This is a genomic window from Citrobacter sp. Cpo069 (genome assembly GCF_030332785.1).
GTDB lineage: Bacteria > Pseudomonadota > Gammaproteobacteria > Enterobacterales > Enterobacteriaceae > Citrobacter > Citrobacter portucalensis.
The window spans coordinates 203572-221432 of sequence record NZ_JAOWHD010000046.1; the positions used below are offsets into that span (position 1 = coordinate 203572).

The following is a 17861-nucleotide window of genomic DNA, read 5'->3' on the forward strand; positions in this document are numbered from 1 at the left end:
GTCTACCCTTGTAGTACCCCTACAGCAAGGAGACGGTCATGACCAATAACCCCCCTTCAACGCGTATTTATCCCGGCGAGTATGGTTACCCTCTGAAGTTAAAAGCCCGATACGATAACTTTATCGGCGGTGACTGGATCGCACCGGTGGACGGTGAGTATTACCAAAACCTGACGCCGGTAACCGGGCAATTACTGTGCGAAGTGGCCTCTTCCGGCAAAAAGGACATCGATTTGGCACTGGATGCCGCGCACAAAGCAAAAGACAAATGGGCGCAGACTTCCGTGCAGGACAGGGCGGCGATTTTGTTCAAAATTGCCGATCGTATGGAGCAAAATCTGGAGCTGCTGGCGACGGCTGAAACCTGGGATAACGGTAAACCCATCCGTGAAACCAGCGCGGCAGATGTGCCGCTGGCGATTGACCATTTCCGCTATTTCGCGTCCTGTATTCGTGCACAGGAAGGGGGAATAAGCGAAGTTGATAGCGATACCGTGGCGTATCACTTCCATGAACCTCTTGGCGTGGTGGGGCAAATTATCCCGTGGAACTTCCCGCTGTTGATGGCCAGTTGGAAGATGGCGCCCGCCCTGGCTGCCGGTAACTGTGTCGTGCTTAAACCTGCGCGCCTGACGCCGCTGTCCGTGTTGTTGCTGATGGAAGTTGTCGGCGATCTGCTACCGCCAGGCGTAGTGAACGTGGTAAACGGCGCGGGTGGGGAAATCGGTGAGTATCTGGCGACGTCAAAACGCATTGCAAAAGTGGCGTTTACCGGCTCAACGGAAGTTGGGCAGCAGATCATGCAGTACGCCACGCAGAACATTATCCCTGTCACGCTGGAGCTGGGCGGGAAATCCCCCAATATCTTCTTCGCGGACGTGATGGATGAAGAAGATGCGTTCTTTGACAAAGCGCTGGAAGGTTTTGCATTGTTTGCCTTCAACCAGGGCGAAGTATGTACCTGTCCAAGTCGTGCGCTGGTACAAGAATCCATTTACGAACGTTTTATGGAAAGAGCCATTCGTCGGGTGGAAAGTATCCGTAGCGGCAACCCGTTAGACAGCGTGACGCAAATGGGCGCACAGGTGTCGCATGGTCAACTGGAAACCATTCTGAATTACATCGACATTGGTAAAAAAGAAGGGGCAGATGTTCTCACCGGCGGGCGGCGCAAGCAGCTGGATGGCGAGTTAAAAGAGGGGTACTACCTCGAACCGACCATTCTGTTTGGTAAGAACAACATGCGGGTTTTCCAGGAGGAGATCTTCGGACCGGTGCTGGCCGTCACGACCTTCAAAACTATGGAGGAAGCGTTGGAAATCGCTAATGATACCCAATATGGGCTTGGCGCTGGCGTCTGGAGTCGTAACGGAAATCTGGCGTACAAAATGGGACGTGGGATTCAGGCGGGGCGAGTTTGGACCAACTGTTACCATGCTTACCCGGCGCATGCGGCGTTCGGCGGCTACAAGCAGTCGGGTATCGGGCGCGAGACGCATAAGATGATGCTTGAGCATTATCAGCAAACCAAATGCCTGTTAGTGAGCTACTCTGATAAACCACTGGGGCTGTTTTAATTTCACGTCACCTACTGCCCGGTCGCGTTTAGCGTACCGGGCATCAAGTTATGTCCTCAGGTAAGTGGCTGGGGTGAACGAACGCAGCCAACAAAGAAGCAGCTCGAAAGACGACGGGTATATAGAAACCCATATATCGTTATATAAATAAGATAATTGCATCCAATCTGGTCATTCCAATACTATTATCAACTCTATTGTTTAAATCAAATTGCATCCGAATTCCTTAATTTAAATCCCTGAGGCAAATATGTTCCTTAATTATTTTGCATTAGGAGTGCTTATTTTTGTATTCCTGGTCATTTTTTACGGGATTATTATTCTGCATGATATTCCCTATCTAATTGCAAAGAAACGTAACCATCCTCATGCCGACGCAATACATGTTGCGGGGTGGGTTAGTTTGTTTACCTTACATGTTATTTGGCCCTTTTTATGGATCTGGGCAACGCTTTATCGCCCGGAACGCGGGTGGGGCATGCAGAGCGCGGATTCTTCCCTGATCCAGCTTCAGGCAAGGGTTGCGGATCTGGAAAAGAAACTGGGTGAGGCCAAGACCTCTCCGGCGGAGTAATATCGATGGATTTACTGATTGTTCTGACCTATGTGGCGTGTGCATGGTCAATATTTAAAATTTTTAAAATTCCTGTAAATAAATGGACAGTTCCTACCGCGGCATTAGGCGGTATATTCATTGTTTGCGGACTTATATTACTGATGAATTATAACCATCCGTATACATTTAAGGCACAAAAAGCGGTAATTTCTATTCCCGTGGTGCCGCAGGTAACGGGTGTAGTGACAGAAGTGACGGATAAGAAGAATACGCTAATCAAAAAAGGCGAGGTTCTGTTTAAGCTTAATCCAGGGCGTTATCAGGCGCGGGTCGATCGCCTGAAGGCTGATATTGTTACCGCACAGCATAAAGAGCAGGCTCTGGTTGCGCAGTTAGACGAAATGAAAGCCAACACGCAGCGGGCAAAGGCCACGCGTGACAAACTGGCAAAAGATTACCAGCGCTATGCGCAGGGGAGTCAGGCGAAGGTGAATCCTTTTTCTGAACGCGATATCGACGCGGCGCGCCAAAACTACCTGGCGCAGGAAGCCTCGGTGAAATCCTCCGTTGCAGAACAACAGCAAATTCAGAGCCAGTTGGACAGCCTGGTACTGGGTGAGAATTCGCAAATTGCCAGCCTGAAAGCACAGCTAGCGGAAGCAGAGTTCAACCTGGACCAGACCGTGGTTCGCGCGCCCAGCGATGGTTACGTCACTCAGGTGCTGATGCGCCCAGGAACCTATGCCGCCGCGCTGCCGATGCGCCCGGTCATGGTATTCATCCCGGATCAGAAACGACAAATTATCGCCCAGTTCCGTCAAAACTCGTTGTTGCGACTGGAGCCAGGCGATGAAGCGGAAGTGGTGTTTAATGCCCTGCCGGGTAAGGTGTTTAGCGGTAAACTGGCCGCCATTAGTCCGGCAGTACCGGGTGGTACATACCAGTCGAACGGGGCACTGCAATCTTTAAACTCTACGCCCGGTTCGGAAGGGGTAATCGCCACGATTGAGCTGAACGACAATGCGGATGTGAACGCATTACCTGATGGGATTTACGCCCAGGTTGCCGTTTACTCTGACCATTTCGAACATGTGTCGGTCATGCGCAAGGTGTTGCTGCGGATGACCAGTTGGGTGCATTACCTGTATCTCGACCACTAAGCGCAGGCTATTTCGCTTACTCAGGCTGTCGTATCGCCTGAGCAAGCTGCTGACGTATCTCCGCGAGCATTGCATCGAGAATATACTGCACACGCCAGGGCTGGTATTCACGCTTGCGGAAAATCGCCACTAAATCCAACCACCATTCATGTTGCTCCGAAAAACACGGGACCAGCATCTCGGAACGACAATCTCTTTGCACACTTTCATTTGGCGCAAAAACAATCCCCAAATGGTTACGCGCCAGCGCCAGTGCCGATTGTGTATTGTCGCAGATGTAATTTCCCGTCACACGATAGTCACGCATCTTTTTGTCTTCAGCAGAATTGAATCGCCAAATGTTGGCATCATCAATCATCATAGAATCAATTAGAATGCAGGAATGGTTGACTAATTCATCAGGACTACTAATAGGATTCTTGGTGAGATATTCCCGACTGGCAAAAGCAATAACCGCATATTTAGTGATAAAACTGGCGACCAGTGATTCATCTTTAGGATGAGCATAGGAAAGTAAAATATCACAATCGTCAGGAAAGTCGACGCCTTCATAAAATGCTTTGCGATCCAGGTTATAGGTTTTTAGCACCAGACTGATATCGCCAATATCCATTATTTTTGCAATAACATGTTGCGATAAGTAAGCAATAATTCCGGTTGGTGCATATACCGTTACTTTGCCACGTTTCTCGTGCTTATAATCAGCAATGAAATTATTTAACTGCTCATTTCTGTCTAACATGTCATTGATGTAAGGAAGTAACGCAATACCAAACGGCGTGAGGGTCAGTTGTCGGGTGGTGCGGTCAAATACCTTTAGCCCCACTTTTGATTCAAAATCAGCAAGATACTTACTTACGTTGGCCTGAGCAATGCCGAGAACAGTAGCGGCATGGCTGATATTTTCACTGGCAGCAATTACCGAAATAATCTTCAGTTCCCGGTGTCTAAGTTGTAATTTATTCATCGCCAAGCCCAATATATATAATTTTATATATATTACTATATAAATAAGAACCTTGCACCGATGAAATTGTAAGCATTATTATGCACCCGCTTTGTAGCTTATTTTAAAATGGAATGTTGGCATGTTAATTAAACGCAATATTGTGGCGCTGCTCGCCTTTTCTTTTATGGCGAGTGCAACTGCCGCAGAATTTTCTATTGGCGCTGGCGCTGTATATAATGAATCACCTTATCGCGGGTATAATGATAATGTTCACGCAGTACCGCTTGTCAGTTATGAAAGTGAATCATTTTATTTTAGGCAAACAACGCTAGGTTATATTTTGTCTAAGAGTGAAAGTAATGAATTTAGTATTACTGCCTCTTATATGCCGCTGGAGTTTGATCCCGGCGACAATGACGATCACGCGATGAAAACGCTGGATAAGCGTGACGCAACTGCAATGGCGGGTGCCGCGTGGTATCACCATGAAAGATGGGGTAGCGTGAAAGTCTCCGCCGCTGCGGATGTGCTGGACAACAGTAATGGCTGGGTAGGGGAAGTTTCACTGTTCCGTCCAATGCCGATGGGCAAGCTGACGCTGACGCCATCAATTGGCGTGCTCTACTATGACGAAAAATTCAATGAATACTACTACGGCATTTCGGGTAATGAGTCCCGTCGTAGTGGTTTATCAAGCTATTCCCCAGGCGATAGCTGGACACCGTATGTTGGCCTGTCCGCTAAATACGCATTAACCACTAACCTGACGCTGCTGGCAAGCGCCAACTATAGCGCACTGCCGGATGACATTAAAAATAGTCCGATGGTTGATCGTGATGACAGCTTCACCTTTATGTCCGGTCTGACCTGGCGTTTCTGATTCTCACCCGTTTGTCCTCAGGGAGGAGGGCAATCTTTTCATGAGACATTGACGGATGGGGGCTAACCGCCGCCATCCGCCTTATTATTACTGCTCGTTTATCCAGATACGCATTTCGCCTTCACCACGGTTCGCCCAGCTAAACCACGGAATAAACGTCAATGTATGCGCCTGGCGCGAAGCTGGGGAAACATCGTAGTGCCACAACGATTGTTGTGCTGCATCGGCATTACTTTGCTTCAAGCCTTCAGCCTGAATTAACATTTTATGGCTGAACAATCCCTTACCCTCGAATACTCTGAACTCACTCTCTTTTGGCAACCACAGGTTATGCAATTCCTCACCGTTATCGGCCTGCTCCAGGCAATACACCAGCGGTCCACGCTGAATGGCGACCTTACCGGCAACATGACGCACTAATGGATTTCCGTATACCCGACGCACCGGCATTGGCAGGGTCAGACTGAGCGTATCGCCTTCCTGCCAGGTTCGGCTGATGTGCAAATAGCCTTTACGAATATCCTGCTCAACTGGCTGACCATTCAGTAAAACCTGCGGCGCGGTGCACCAGTCTGGCAGGCGCAGGGCCAGGGTGTGATATATCGACTGCGGTGATTCGATGGCGATTTTCACCTGCTCATGCCATGGATAATCCCCGCTAATGCGCAGCTTGAGCGAGCCATCCGCCACCGGGACTTCCATGCTATTGCCCACGTACATATTGATATATAGCGCGTCCTGACGTGGTGTGTAGATGTAATGACCAATAGAGGTGAGTACGCGGGCGATATTCGGCGGGCAACAGGCGCAGCCAAACCAGCGCTGACGAACGGGTTTCACGTGATCATAAATATGATTGAATTTTAATGAGTTAGGATGTACTTCCAACGGGTTCACATAGAAGAAGTGCTTGCCATCGAGTGCCATCCCGCCCAATACAGTGTTATACAGGGCGCGCTCCATCACGTCGGCATACTGGCTGTCTGCCTCCATCTCCAGCATTCTGCGGGCGAACATCATTAGACCGATTGAGGCGCAGCTTTCCGCATACACGGAGTCGTTAGGCAGATCGTAATCGCTGCTAAACGCCTCGCCGCTGCTTTGTGAACCGATCCCGCCGGTAATGTACAACTGACGCTGGGCCATGTTTTTCCACAGACGCAGGCAATCCTGACGTTTGCCTTCATCCTGACTCAAGCGTGCCAGATGCGCCACGCCGGTCATCAGATAAACAAAACGCACTGCATGACCGATCGCCGTTTGCTGTTCTGAAATGGGCTGATGAGCCTGGCTATAGGGTTTATCCTTCACCATCCATGCCGGGCCGTAAGTATGCCAGTAAGAGGTTTGGCCGCGCTTTTCGTACTCTTCGTCATAGAAATGGGGTTGCGCGCCGCGCTGTTCCACAAAGTAATTTACCAGCGCCATATAGCGTGGTTGCTGGGTCACTTCGTATAAGCGCATTAACGCCAGCTCAATTTCCGGGTGTCCCGGATAGCCGCGCAGTTGATTCTCTCCGAGCCCGAAAATGTTGTCGATGTGGTCTGCCAGACGGCACACGACATCTAAAAGACGACGTTTTCCCGTCGCCTGAAAGAACGCGACGCCTGCTTCGATCAAATGACCTGCACAGTACAACTCATGACACTCGGCGAGGTTAGTCCAGCGTTCATCCGGGGCTTTCACTGTAAAGTATGTATTGAGATAGCCGTCTTCACACTGCGCAGCGGCCACCAACTCGATGACCTCATCTGCGGTTTTCTCAAGTTCCGCATCAGGTTTCTGGCACAGGGACCAGGCGACTGCCTCCAGCCATTTCGCCACGTCGCTATCCTGAAAAACCATGCCGTAAAATTCGCCATCCTGCAGTCCTGCGGCGATACGAAAGTTCTCTATCGCATGACTTGGTTCCGCCTCTGCAATGCGGTCATTCAGTGCATCCCACTGGTAGGGGATCACTACGTCACGCACCAACTGCTGATATTGTCCGAGGAACGGATCGCTGACGGTGAGCTTATGCAGGTCGACTTCCAGTACGTTCATTTCGTGCTCCTTAAGGCTGTACATGACGCTGACGCAGATCGGTGGCAATGCGCGACATCATCGGATTATTGAGTTTGCAGATGCGGATAGACAGCGCCAACAGCAGGTGGAACAGTGCGGGAAGTAGCGTCTCCATCGCGGTAATTCCTTGCAGCGAACTGGCGGTTTGGTTACCAGCGCCTGGCTGATAGGCGACAAAAATAAATAACAGGCTGATGATCCCCGCACTTGAGGCCCAGGCCAGCTTGATGAAAAACAGGTTGAAGGCGAAATTCATGCCGGAAGAACGCACGCCGGTTTTCCACTCGCCGTAATCGTCGGCAAAGGCCATCAGCGAGAAGTGCAGAGGCAGCGTAAAGCCCAGAATAATGCCGTTGCCGAGAATAACCGCCAGCCATAATGTTTGATAAGCCGGACCGGTCGGCAGGAACCACATCATCACTGCCAGGGCTGCCAGCACCAGGTTGGTGTAGTAATAGAGTTTGACGGTATCTATACGGCGGGTCAGCGGGCTGACAACCACTGAACCGATGATGGACGCAAAGGTCACCATGGTGAAAAACAGCGACGTGTAAGCTGTACTGCCTTCCAGTACGTAGGTAATGAAATACATGTACCCGCCGCCACGAATATTGAAGACGTTAATCAGCAGGAAAGACATCACCAGCATCAGCAGCAACTGGTCATTTTTGCGTAGCCCACCAATGTGTTCACGCAGGGTAAATTTCCCCATCATCGCCAGCGGCACACGCTCGCGAACCCAGAAGAAGCAGCACAGGAACATCACCACAGCGATGGCGCACAGGATGCCCACGCCGAACTGATAACCCTGCGCGGCATTGCCCTGACCCAGAATATCCACCATCCACGGCAGACCAACGGAGACAAGGAATCCCGCCACGCCGCACAGCACAAAGCGCCAGGACTGACAGGCGATCACCTCGTTATGGCGGGTCGTCATGGTGTTGATCAGCGCACAATACGGTACGTTGATGGCGGTATAGCCGACAGAGAGTAGTAGATAGGTGCCGAATGCCCAGGCGATTTTTACGCTCATGCTGGCGTCAGGGACGGTAAACGTGAGTACGCCAATGATGCCAATGGGAATTGCCACCCACAGCTGCCATGGGCGAAAACGCCCCCAGCGGCTTTGCGTGCGGTCGGCAAGTATGCCCATTATCGGATCGGAAATGGCATCAAATACGCGCAGGGCAATAAACAATGTGCCGACCAGCGCGGGCGTTAACCCGAAGACATCGGTGTAGAAAAATGTCAGGAAGTTCATGATCAGACAGGTAATTACCGTCCCGCCTGCATCGCCTAACCCATAACCTATTTTTTCACGCAGGGATAATTTGTCGTCCTGGGCACGCTGTGCCAAATCAGATGTCGTAATCGGAGCCGAAGTCATAAATAACTCCCGGAGAGGATGTTCAGAAAGTATCCCGCTACGTTGCGGGTTATTTGTTTGTAATTTGCAAAGTACGTTATTTATTCTGCACGAAATGTTTGGGTCAACAAGGGAAGAGAAAAGTATAAAAAGATGACAATTCCGACTTCATTATAAAAATGTGATTTCGATCCAGCGAAAAGCAAGTTTATCGTGAATAATCAATAATAAAGAGCAGTTTAAATAATGTAAAAAGCGGGAATTTGAATATATATGCTCGAATTATCCATGTCTCTTCCGATTAAAGTGCAAAATGGTGGGCTATTTATTTCCCGAGGTGTGGGAAGCCATCCGGCGCGGCAATTGCAATCCTGGGAAATCATCTTTGTCGAAAAAGGGACATTAACGATTCGCGAAGGCCAGACCGTTTTTTGCGTGAATGCTGGAGAAAGTTTGCTGCTATGGCCGCAGCGTTTGCATATTGGCGTCGGGCAATTTCCGGCTGATTTGAAATTTTACTGGCTACACTTTGAGGTGACAGCAGAAAACGATGCTTCACTTACAGAACCGTTGCTTGCGATTCCTCAGCATGCGCGGGTTAGCGAGCCACAATATATTATTTCGCTGTTTCGCCAGTTCTTACGCGAGCAGGAAAATATTCATTGCAGCGTTGCGCTGGAACTGATCCTACTGCTGATTTTGCAGCAAATCTCCGCGGCGGCTAGCGAGCAACCCGCAGATAGCCCCGGTAATGCGCTGGCATGGAAAGCGCAACAAATAATCCACACCCAGTTCCACCTGCCGATTAGTGCTTCAACTCTGGCGAAAGAGCTGCATTGCAATGCGGATTATCTGGGGCGTGTATTCCGTAGCGCTTTCCGGCTGACGCTAACTGAAGCATTGCATCGCCAGCGGGTAAGGGCAGCGGAAAAGTTGTTGATCAGTGACTCGCTGTCACTTACCGAAGTGGCGATTAAATGTGGGTTTAATGATGTGGGTTACTTTCGCAAAATCTTTCGTAAGCATACCAGCCTGACGCCTGCGGCGTGGAAACGGCGCTACTGCAAAGAGCATATTAATTCGGCGTAAATGAGGAGCGCCGGGTGGCGCTATGCTTACCCGGCCTACAAAAGTGCAGGCAATCCCCCAAAGTCGTTCAGGCACCTGACAAAATTTAACCGTTTCCCCTGTCCGATCAAAGCGCCAGGGGCGGTCTCTCTGGCACTCTGTGGTTTTCACGCAGAGGGAGGGGGCAATGAACGCGTTTATTATGGCGGATGCGGCAAAATGTATTGGGTGTCGTACCTGCGAAGTTGCCTGCGTCGTCGCGCATCAGCAAAACCAGGACTGTGCTTCGGTCTCTTCTTCTGCGTTTATACCGCGGATTCGGGTCATCAAAGACGACGCCTTTACCACGGCGGTCGCCTGCCATCAATGCGAAGACGCTCCCTGTGCGAATGTTTGTCCAACTCACGCCATTCGTCGTGAACATGGGCATATCTTCGTTGAACAGGCACGTTGTATTGGTTGTAAAAGCTGTATGCTGGCCTGCCCGTTTGGGGCAATGAATGTCGTTGCCCGTTCGTCGCGGGTGCAGGCGATAAAATGCGATTTGTGCTGGCATCGCGAGGCGGGACCAGCGTGTGTCGAAGCCTGCCCGACCAGCGCGTTGCAGTGTGTTGATGCCGTCAGTATTCAGCGCCAGCGCCTGCGTTCACAGCCGCTGTGAAGTGAGCCCGACCCGCACCTGGGTCGGGTTTGCGTTAGCCTTCCAGCCAGGCGCGTTCGATCTCTTCCGCCAGAATCTTCACGCCAGCTTCGATTTTCTCCGGCTCTGGCACGTAGTTCATCCGCATGCACTGATGGGTATGCGGCCAGGGTTTATCCAGCCCCGGGAAGAAGTAGTCACCAGGAACCATCAGTACGCCGCGCGCTTTCAGGCGCTGATACAACAGTTCTGTGGTGATCGGTAAATCTTTGAACCATAGCCACAGGAAAATCGCGCCTTCAGGTTTATGGATAAGGCAGCGATCTTCAGACAAGTAGCGGCGAATAATCGCAATCGTCTCCTGAACGCGCTGATAGTAAAACGGCTTGATAACCGTTTCGGACAGACGCAGCAGATCGTTACGTTTAATCATCTCGCACATCATCGCCGGTCCCATCCCGCCAGGTGCAAGGCTGATGATGCCGTTCATATTGGTAATCGCAGTGATGATTTTTTCATTCGCGATAATGATACCGCAGCGGGAACCTGGCAGACCCAGCTTGGAAAGGCTCATGCACAACACAATGTTGGGGTTCCACAGCGGGCGTGCTTCGCTAAAGATAATGCCAGGGAATGGTACGCCATAGGCGTTATCAATCACCAGCGGGATCCCATGCTGGTTGGCCAGCCGGTCCAGCTTCATCAGCTCGTCGTCGGTGATCACGTTGCCTGTCGGGTTAGTGGGGCGCGATACGCAGATCATCCCTGTCTCTTCACCGATGTGCAGGTGTTCAAAATCAACGTGATACTTAAACTGGCCTTCCGGTAGCAGCTCAATGTTCGGACGTGCTGAGACGAAGAGATCTTCTTCCAGCCCGGAATCTGCATAGCCAATGTATTCCGGCGCTAACGGGAATAACACTTTTTGCGTTGTTCCGTCAGCGCGGCGTCCGGCGAACAAATTGAATAAGTAGAAAAACGCGCTCTGACTGCCATTTGTCAGTGCAATATTTTGTGGCTCGATATCCCAACCCTGCTTCTCACGTAGCAGTTTCGCCAGTTCAGACAGTAGCTCGGTTTTCCCTTGCGGACCGTCATAATTGCAAAGCGCATCAGTGGCTTTGCCGTTTGCCAGCATATCTGTCAGCAGAGACTGGAAGTAATTTTGCATCTCTGGAATTTGCGCCGGATTACCACCGCCGAGCATGATGGCGCCTGGGGTGCGTAAACCGTCGTTGAGGTCCTCCATCAGGCGGGTGATGCCTGAATGGCGGGTAAATTTGTCGCCAAAAAGTGAGAATGTCATAGCAGGGGGTCTGTCGAACTGAGTAGTAAAGTGGCTAACCATAGCGCTACCTATGGCAGGGTGCAAATCAGGGGGAGCGGGCTGGATTGATGTTTTGTGCTACAGATGCTTGCCTGGCTGGTTTTTTATTTTGTGTTGGGTTTCCCGCTGTATGCACAGCGGGAAGCCTGTTGGGATCAGGGCTGACCGGCCCACACCACCATCACCTTATCGTCGCCATGCTCGCGGATAAATCCGTATCCCTGCTTCAATGTCAGCGTGGTCTGTTTACCAGCACCGATGGCGGGATGTCTGGCCCGGAACTGACTGATGCGCTGCCAGTGAGTGACGCTGGCGGCAGATTTCCCGGCCACATCCGGCCAGTTCATTTCTGAGCGCGTACCCTGCAATGGGTCTGAACCTGTTGGTCCAAAGGGCCGGGCCGATTCGTCGCCGTAAAAGAGTTGTACCGCGCCTGGCGCCAGCAGCAATAGCTCGGCGGCTTTGTCTCCACCTTCGCGGAACAGGCGCGTATCGTGCGAGGAAAGATAGCTCAGGACGTTGAAATCCTGTAGTTTTTCAGCCATTTGTTGCCAGGTGACATCCATATTTGCCAGACAATCGACGGCCTTTGCCGCCTGCTCCTGATAGTCGAAATTGATCATCGCATCAAAGCCGTGACGGTAATAGTCGCTTTGCATCACGCCGTGACCCCAGGCCTCGCCGGTCATCCAGAAAGGTTTGTCATCCAGCGCTTTATCTGGGTTCGCTTTCTTCCATTCAACCAGCGCCGCGCTGGCCTGTGTTTTTAACTGCTGCCAGGCGGGAAGTTCGACGTGTTTGGCGGTATCGACCCGAAACCCGTCAATCCCGTAATCACGCACCCACTGGCTGAGCCAGTGGGTCAGATAATCTCGGGGCGTGTAACCAGCAATAGCTTTAGCGTGCGTATCTGGTTTGTGTAGATAAAAGTTTGGCAGCCCGGAAGGCGTGGTGGATTCGGTTTTCAGATCGGGCAGGAAAGCCAGCGACATGGTTAGGTCGTCAAAACCCGGATTGTCGTAATCACCAATATCGGTGCGGATCCAGTTTTTCCCCCACCATTTTTCCCAGCCTGCTTTATCGCTGAAGTTGATGTAATCATTAAAGCTGTGCCAGCTTTGCCCGGCGGCTGGCTTCCATTCCGTCCAGCGTTCACCGAGCGTGTTTTTCAGTTCATCGCCCGACAAGTACAATGCCCCAAAATGATACTCCTGCATATCCGCCAGCGTGGCGTAGCCGGTATGATTCATGACGACATCAAACAGGATGCGAATGCCGCGCTGGTGCGCGCCGTCAACCAGCGCACGCAGGTCAGCTTCATTACCCATATTCGCGTCGAGCGTGGTCCAGTCCTGAGTGTAATAGCCATGGTAAGCATAATGGGGGAAATCGCCTTTGGTGCCACCGCCGACCCAGCCGTGAATTTGCTCAAACGGTGCGCTGATCCACAGGGCGTTGATGCCTAACTGTTGTAGATAGTCGAGTTTGCTGGCCAGACCGCGCAAATCGCCCCCGTGGAAAGTACCAATTTCCTGCATGCCGTCGTTGCGACGCCCGTAGCTGTGGTCGTTGCTTGGGTCACCATTTACAAAGCGATCCGTCAGGACGAAATACACCGTAGCGTTATGCCAGTCGAAAGCGGCCGGGGCATCGGTTTCCGCCCGTTCCAGCAGCAACAGTCCGTTACTGGCTGCGGCAGGCTGTAGGGTAATCGACCCATTTTTTACCGTTGCCGTTTGCTGGCTGTAGAAATCACGCACCACGGCACCTTCCGGAAAGGTCTGGCTCACATCCAGTGTTAACGGCGAACCATCCCATTTCGGGCACTGGCGAATCTGGGTCGTGACAGGGTCTGCGGCGCTTTTTACCGAGAGCATCAACGTTGGCGTTCCGGAGCGGGTATCCACTTCCAGCGTGTAATCGCCGTCTTTGAATAAGCGCCACTGCGGTGGGGCGCCTTCACACGGTTTTAGCGACAGCATCTGGTTGAGTTTTATCGCATCAGCAGGCTGCCAGCACTGTTGGTCAAAATTTAGGATTAAAGGACGCGTACCCTTCGTCAACGCTGCATGGCTGACGAATTTACCCGTACCTTCCGCTTCGAAGGTGGGGAGTCCCTGAGAAGTCCATGATGAGGCGATGGCAATGCCGGGCATGAGCGCCAGCGCAACGGCGGCAAGTTTCATAATGCTGTCCTTGGTGCTGCGATTTTCGCCAGTTTGCCAGTGAAATCAGGCCGGAAACTCCTCCTTTGAGTCGATTCCGCCAGGAGGAGAAGTGAGGGTGAGCGATCGCGCGCAAAAAATGAACTTATTTTGCGATAACCTCCACATTTTCTTCGAATTAATAGCACCCTGAACCGTTAATGCGTGACATGGTTTCAGAATTGGACTATTCCTTTGGGTGCTCTTGACGGCTATTTTTGATATGATTTGAGATTCATCTCTCATTTTTGTGAAAAATATAAGGTGTTGGAATGTATAAATCCGACCAGGAGACCTAATGATATTGACTCCCATTCGACGATATGGGGCAATGATTCTTATGTTACTCACCGTTGCATTTTCGGGTGAGGTGCTGGCAAAGACACACACGGCGACAACGAGTCACAAGCCCCAGGTAATCAAGACAAGTAATACACAGGTAAGCAGTAAACAAGAGTATTCTCGCAATAGTGCAAAGAGTAGTTCACTTCCTGATTTGCGAAAATACCCTTCCGGAACACCAAGGAAAAAAGCGTTTCTCCGGACGGTTATGCCTTATATTACCAGTCAAAATGCTGCCATTACGGCGGACCGTAACTGGCTGATTTCAAAACAGTACCAGAACCGCTGGTCACCGACTGAGCGTACGCGTATGAAAGATATCGCGAAGCGCTACAAGGTGAGCTGGTCTGGCAACACGCGTAAAATCCCATGGAATACGCTGCTTGAGCGCGTAGACATTATCCCGACCAGTATGGTGGCAACCATGGCTGCGGCTGAAAGTGGCTGGGGTACGTCGAAGCTGGCGCGTAGCAACAACAACCTGTTTGGCATGAAATGTGGCAAAGGTCGTTGTAATAATGCCCCGGGTAAGGTGAAAGGCTACTCACAGTTTGAATCGGTGAAAGAGTCGGTGAATGCTTACGTCATCAACCTGAACACGCATCCGGCTTACTCTTCATTCCGTAAGTCACGTGCGCAACTGCGTAAAGCCGATCAGGAAGTCACCGCTACCGCGATGATTCATAAGCTGAAGGGTTATTCCACTAAAGGACAGAGCTACAACAACTATCTGTTCGCAATGTATCAGGATAACCAGCGTTTAATCGCCGCGCATATGTAATTCTGTGTGCCGGATGGTGGCTTCGCCGCATCCGGCAATAATCCTCACAGCAACACTTCGCTGTTCACATCGCGATACTCTTTTGGCGTCGTGTCATACTCTTTCTTAAAGACCGAATAAAAGTATTGCAGAGACGGATAGCCGCACATCTGTGAGATTTCGTTGATTGAAAGCGTGGTAGATATCAACAGGCTGCGCGCTTTTTCCAGCTTTTCGGCATGAATCACGGCGTGGATAGTCTCTCCGACCTCTTCTTTAAAACGCTTCTCCAGATTCGAACGAGAAATCCCCACTGAATCCAGCACTTGTTCAACCTTAATACCTTTACAGGCATGGTTGCGGATAAAGTGCATCGCCTGAATCACCGCCGGATCGGTTAATGAACGGTAGTCGGTTGAGCGGCGTTCAATGACGCGCACCGGAGGAACCAGTGTACGTTGCAGCGGCAGCTCTTCATTTGCCAGTAAACGATGTAAGAGCTTAGCGGCCTGATACCCCATCTGCCTGGCTCCCTGAGCCACGGATGAAAGCGCCACCCGTGACAGATAGCGGGTCAGTTCTTCGTTGTCGATCCCAATCACACACAGCTTTTCCGGTACTGGAATATGCAGGTGCTCGCAGACTTGCAGGACGTGTCGTGCCCGCGCGTCGGTAACGGCGATAATACCGGTTTGCGGCGGTAGTGTTTGTAGCCAGTCCGCCAGACGATTTTGCGCGTGCTGCCAGTTTTCCGGTGCGGTTTCCAGCCCCTGATAGACAACGCCGCGGTACTTCTCTTTGGCAACCAACTGGCAAAACGCATACTCACGTTCCTCGGCCCAGCGTTTTCCGCTTGACGATGGCAGACCATAGAACGCAAAGCGGTTAATCCCTTTTTCCTTCAGGTGCAGGAAAGCGCTTTCTACCAACGCGTGGTTGTCGGTGGCGATGTAATGTACCGGTGGATAATCTTGCTCCAGATGGTAAGAGCCTCCAACGCCGATGATGGGAACTTCAACATCGGCAAGTAATTGCGCAATATCATCATCGTCATAATCAGCAATAACGCCGTCGCCTAACCAGTCTTTAATATTATCGATACGGGCTCGGAAATCTTCCTCAATGAATATATCCCACTCGGATTGCGATGCCTGTAAATATTCACCCACACCTTCTACCACCTGGCGGTCGTAGGCTTTATTGGCATTAAATAGCAGAGTGATGCGGTGACGTTTATCAAACATAAGAACCTGTCCTGGAAAGGTTAACGTGGGCCTGTCGATACTAGCAAAACCGCAGGTACGACTGCTTGATGAAGCGTGACAAAATTCCTGATTGCCTGAGGCTACGCAAAATTTACATACTGGTCGCGGGATGACAATTGTCATTTTTTATCTGCGCATTACGGTTTTTTGTTTAATGACTAACCTTCGATCGCGATCGCTTTTTTATTTCTTTATTTAGCGCGTTTTTTTGGGAGCCAGCGCACGTTTGGGTATTCTCTTAATGGCGGTGTGAAATAACGTAATTGAGCAATAAATCAGGAAATTCCAGTATAGCCATATCGCAGTTTACTTGCCGTATTACCTGATTATGGAGCTTATTATGCCGGCTTATTTTGACCAACTCGATCGTGTTCGTTTCGAAGGCACTCAATCCACCAACCCGCTCGCATTTCGCCATTACAACCCTGACGAAATCGTATTGGGCAAGCGCATGGAAGATCATCTGCGTTTTGCGGCCTGCTACTGGCATACCTTCTGCTGGAACGGGGCGGATATGTTCGGTATGGGCGCTTTCGATCGTCCATGGCAGCAGCCTGGTGAAGCTCTGGCGCTGGCGAAACGCAAAGCGGATGTGGCATTTGAGTTTTTCCACAAGCTGAACGTGCCTTACTACTGCTTCCATGACGTGGATGTTTCGCCGGAAGGCGCGTCTTTGAAAGAGTACAAAAACAACTTTGCGCAGATGGTTGATGTGCTGGCGGCAAAACAGGAACAGAGCGGCGTGAAGCTGCTGTGGGGTACAGCAAACTGCTTCACTAACCCACGCTACGGTGCGGGTGCGGCCACAAATCCAGATCCAGAAGTGTTCAGCTGGGCCGCCACGCAGGTGGTTACGGCCATGGATGCCACGCACAAGTTAGGTGGTGAAAACTACGTTCTGTGGGGCGGCCGTGAAGGTTATGAAACACTGCTGAATACCGATCTGCGTCAGGAACGTGAGCAGATTGGTCGTTTCATGCAATTAGTCGTGGAACACAAACACAAAATCGGTTTCCAGGGCACTTTGCTTATCGAGCCGAAACCGCAGGAACCGACCAAGCACCAGTACGACTACGATGCGGCGACCGTGTACGGATTCCTCAAGCAGTTCGGTCTGGAAAAAGAGATCAAACTGAATATCGAAGCCAACCACGCTACGCTTGCAGGCCATTCGTTCCATCACGAAATCGCCACTGCTATCGCGTTGGGTCTGTTTGGCTCTGTCGATGCCAACCGCGGCGACGCACAGCTGGGCTGGGATACCGACCAGTTCCCGAACAGCGTAGAAGAGAATGCGCTGGTGATGTACGAAATCCTGAAAGCGGGCGGCTTCACTACCGGCGGCCTGAACTTTGATGCCAAAGTACGTCGTCAGAGCACCGATAAATACGATCTGTTCTATGGTCATATTGGCGCGATGGATACCATGGCGCTGTCGCTGAAAATTGCGGCCCGTATGATTGAAGACGGTGGCCTGGATCAGCGTGTGGCTAAACGTTATGCCGGTTGGAATGGTGAGCTGGGCCAGCAAATTCTGAAAGGCCAGATGACGCTGACAGAAATTGCGCAGTACGCTGAACAACACAACCTGGCGCCAGTGCACCAGAGCGGTCATCAGGAATTGCTGGAAAATCTGGTAAACCATTATTTGTTCGACAAATAACGGGTCTCTGAGAACGTCCGTAAGCCCGGTCAGCTAG

General features: G+C 51.1%; 14 protein-coding genes. 8 read left to right on the forward strand and 6 right to left on the reverse strand.

Annotated elements, in window-relative coordinates; all coding sequences use genetic code 11:
* Positions 1-38 precede the first annotated feature (38 nt).
* The 3 genes from aldB (at position 39) to OGY08_RS10595 (ending at position 3293) form a co-directional block, all read left to right on the forward strand.
* Positions 39-1577: an aldehyde dehydrogenase AldB gene (gene aldB / locus OGY08_RS10585; RefSeq protein WP_008786449.1), complete on the forward strand. Its 1539-nt coding sequence runs from the start codon at positions 39-41 to the stop codon at positions 1575-1577.
* Positions 1578-1827: 250 nt separating this feature from the next.
* The gene (locus tag OGY08_RS10590; RefSeq protein ID WP_003024200.1) at positions 1828-2151 is read left to right on the forward strand and encodes a DUF3302 domain-containing protein; all 324 of its coding nucleotides are present in this window, start codon (positions 1828-1830) and stop codon (positions 2149-2151) included.
* 5 nt (positions 2152-2156) lie between these two features.
* Complete coding sequence (locus tag OGY08_RS10595; protein WP_003827345.1) at positions 2157-3293, forward strand: HlyD family secretion protein; 1137 nt, start codon at positions 2157-2159, stop codon at positions 3291-3293.
* Positions 3294-3309: 16 nt separating this feature from the next.
* On the opposite strand, the gene OGY08_RS10600 is transcribed toward OGY08_RS10595, so the two are convergent.
* Complete coding sequence (locus tag OGY08_RS10600) at positions 3310-4260, reverse strand: LysR family transcriptional regulator (protein WP_048215320.1); 951 nt, start codon at positions 4258-4260, stop codon at positions 3310-3312.
* A gap of 121 nt (positions 4261-4381) precedes the next feature.
* On the opposite strand from OGY08_RS10600, the gene OGY08_RS10605 reads away from it, so the two are divergent.
* Entirely contained in the window at positions 4382-5122 is a 741-nt protein-coding gene (locus tag OGY08_RS10605) for a MipA/OmpV family protein (protein ID WP_048215321.1), read from the forward strand.
* A gap of 87 nt (positions 5123-5209) precedes the next feature.
* Here the strand turns inward: OGY08_RS10605 and OGY08_RS10610 are convergent, their stop codons facing one another.
* Entirely contained in the window at positions 5210-7165 is a 1956-nt protein-coding gene (locus tag OGY08_RS10610; RefSeq protein ID WP_048215322.1) for a glycoside hydrolase family 127 protein, read from the reverse strand.
* Positions 7166-7175: 10 nt separating this feature from the next.
* Positions 7176-8576 (reverse strand): MFS transporter, encoded by a 1401-nt coding sequence (locus OGY08_RS10615; protein WP_008786444.1) that lies wholly within the window; start codon positions 8574-8576, stop codon positions 7176-7178.
* A gap of 252 nt (positions 8577-8828) precedes the next feature.
* Here OGY08_RS10615 and OGY08_RS10620 point away from each other — a divergent pair, with 252 nt between their 5' ends.
* Both OGY08_RS10620 and OGY08_RS10625 read left to right on the forward strand, forming a co-directional pair.
* On the forward strand, positions 8829-9644 hold the full coding sequence (locus OGY08_RS10620) for a helix-turn-helix domain-containing protein (protein ID WP_103014688.1): 816 nt from the start codon (positions 8829-8831) through the stop codon (positions 9642-9644).
* Positions 9645-9810: 166 nt separating this feature from the next.
* On the forward strand, positions 9811-10284 hold the full coding sequence (locus tag OGY08_RS10625) for a 4Fe-4S dicluster domain-containing protein (RefSeq protein WP_008786443.1): 474 nt from the start codon (positions 9811-9813) through the stop codon (positions 10282-10284).
* A 34-nt stretch (positions 10285-10318) separates the two neighbouring features.
* On the opposite strand, the gene avtA is transcribed toward OGY08_RS10625, so the two are convergent.
* Both avtA and malS read right to left on the reverse strand, forming a co-directional pair.
* A complete protein-coding gene (gene avtA, locus OGY08_RS10630) occupies positions 10319-11569 on the reverse strand; it encodes a valine--pyruvate transaminase (protein ID WP_003837697.1) in 1251 nt (416 codons plus the stop codon).
* A gap of 176 nt (positions 11570-11745) precedes the next feature.
* Entirely contained in the window at positions 11746-13776 is a 2031-nt protein-coding gene (gene malS / locus OGY08_RS10635) for an alpha-amylase (protein ID WP_032945335.1), read from the reverse strand.
* 316 nt (positions 13777-14092) lie between these two features.
* Between malS and OGY08_RS10640 the strand changes: the two genes are divergently transcribed.
* A complete protein-coding gene (locus tag OGY08_RS10640) occupies positions 14093-14917 on the forward strand; it encodes a protein bax (protein ID WP_008786441.1) in 825 nt (274 codons plus the stop codon).
* A gap of 44 nt (positions 14918-14961) precedes the next feature.
* Here OGY08_RS10640 and xylR read toward each other — a convergent pair whose 3' ends face one another.
* Positions 14962-16140, reverse strand: coding sequence for a D-xylose utilization transcriptional activator XylR (gene xylR, locus OGY08_RS10645; RefSeq protein WP_125362770.1), 1179 nt, complete (start codon positions 16138-16140; stop codon positions 14962-14964).
* 361 nt (positions 16141-16501) lie between these two features.
* Between xylR and xylA the strand changes: the two genes are divergently transcribed.
* Positions 16502-17824 (forward strand): xylose isomerase, encoded by a 1323-nt coding sequence (gene xylA / locus OGY08_RS10650; RefSeq protein ID WP_048236992.1) that lies wholly within the window; start codon positions 16502-16504, stop codon positions 17822-17824.
* Positions 17825-17861 lie beyond the last annotated feature (37 nt).

Bases quoted from the DNA above. Each gene is read 5' to 3' on its own strand.
- aldB (WP_008786449.1), top strand. From the start codon at position 39: ATGACCAATAACCCCCCTTCAACGCGTATTTATCCCGGCGAGTATGGT.
- OGY08_RS10590 (WP_003024200.1), top strand. From the start codon at position 1,828: ATGTTCCTTAATTATTTTGCATTAGGAGTGCTTATTTTTGTATTCCTG.
- OGY08_RS10595 (WP_003827345.1), top strand. From the start codon at position 2,157: ATGGATTTACTGATTGTTCTGACCTATGTGGCGTGTGCATGGTCAATA.
- OGY08_RS10600 (WP_048215320.1), bottom strand. From the start codon at position 4,260: ATGAATAAATTACAACTTAGACACCGGGAACTGAAGATTATTTCGGTA.
- OGY08_RS10605 (WP_048215321.1), top strand. From the start codon at position 4,382: ATGTTAATTAAACGCAATATTGTGGCGCTGCTCGCCTTTTCTTTTATG.
- OGY08_RS10610 (WP_048215322.1), bottom strand. From the start codon at position 7,165: ATGAACGTACTGGAAGTCGACCTGCATAAGCTCACCGTCAGCGATCCG.
- OGY08_RS10615 (WP_008786444.1), bottom strand. From the start codon at position 8,576: ATGACTTCGGCTCCGATTACGACATCTGATTTGGCACAGCGTGCCCAG.
- OGY08_RS10620 (WP_103014688.1), top strand. From the start codon at position 8,829: ATGCTCGAATTATCCATGTCTCTTCCGATTAAAGTGCAAAATGGTGGG.
- OGY08_RS10625 (WP_008786443.1), top strand. From the start codon at position 9,811: ATGAACGCGTTTATTATGGCGGATGCGGCAAAATGTATTGGGTGTCGT.
- avtA (WP_003837697.1), bottom strand. From the start codon at position 11,569: ATGACATTCTCACTTTTTGGCGACAAATTTACCCGCCATTCAGGCATC.
- malS (WP_032945335.1), bottom strand. From the start codon at position 13,776: ATGAAACTTGCCGCCGTTGCGCTGGCGCTCATGCCCGGCATTGCCATC.
- OGY08_RS10640 (WP_008786441.1), top strand. From the start codon at position 14,093: ATGATATTGACTCCCATTCGACGATATGGGGCAATGATTCTTATGTTA.
- xylR (WP_125362770.1), bottom strand. From the start codon at position 16,140: ATGTTTGATAAACGTCACCGCATCACTCTGCTATTTAATGCCAATAAA.
- xylA (WP_048236992.1), top strand. From the start codon at position 16,502: ATGCCGGCTTATTTTGACCAACTCGATCGTGTTCGTTTCGAAGGCACT.